At 34.6% G+C, this 816-nt stretch carries 1 protein-coding gene; it reads right to left on the bottom strand.

Going from position 1 to position 816, the window contains the following annotated elements; translation table 11 throughout:
* Nucleotides 1–263: 263 nt before the first annotated feature.
* The coding region (locus HZF10_RS17760; protein WP_217703411.1) for a hypothetical protein at nt 264–816 on the bottom strand (553 nt) is incomplete at its 5' end.

The raw sequence follows: 816 nt of genomic DNA, 5'->3' as shown, positions 1-816 counted from the left end.
ATTGTAGAAAATGATAGTAACAAAATTATCAAGTTAACTTTCATGTAGAGCTGGTTGATTCAATATCGCATAACGTTAGGCCGATTCGCGCAGTCGCGGCCTTCCGGAGATTGTACTCTCCGCAAACACTAAAGTAACAAAACCGAGGATTTTTTCCAGCTTTTTCAGCTGAAAAAATCTCGGTTTTGTTGTGCCGGAGAATAGAGGTGAAGCAACTCTAAACCAGCGATTGCGTGAATTGGCGGTTGGCTGATGTGCCTTCGTCAACCCTTCTTGATATTATATTCAAAAACTTGATATGGATTATTTGAATGCTCTTTGACCAATATTAATTCCTCTGTAGTTTTTAGTTTTTCGTATGTTACTTCAAAAGTAAATTTAATAGCTTTTAAATCATCTTTTTTAAATGTTTCAATTAGCTTTTTACTTTTGAACTTACCGAATGATTTGTTTTTTTCGATCAAAATTTCTTTTAGTTTATAGTAAGGTGTTTTTTTGTAGAAATAGATGCTAATTAGTGGATCAATTTTATTGACATCGTTTTGGTTTAGGTAAAACAAATCTGCGATTTCATGAGCACTTTTCTTCAACAAGTAATCATTCGATTTATTCGTTTCAATTTTTTTTCCATCGCTATCTATGATTTCCTCTTTAACTTGCGAAAAACTAATCGCAAAAACGAATAGAAGGATTGTTAGGTAGAAATTTTTAGGGCTTTTCATTTTTAGATTTTTATTTATACGGTGTGTTTTGGCATAGCAGCCAACGTTCGGCGGCTTCTTTGGCGCCGCGACCTTTCGGAGAGAGTACTCTCCA

The sequence above is a fragment of the Flavobacterium agri genome (genome assembly GCF_013401995.1).
Classification (GTDB): domain Bacteria; phylum Bacteroidota; class Bacteroidia; order Flavobacteriales; family Flavobacteriaceae; genus Flavobacterium; species Flavobacterium agri.
This window is presented reverse-complemented; position numbering and strand designations above follow the sequence as displayed.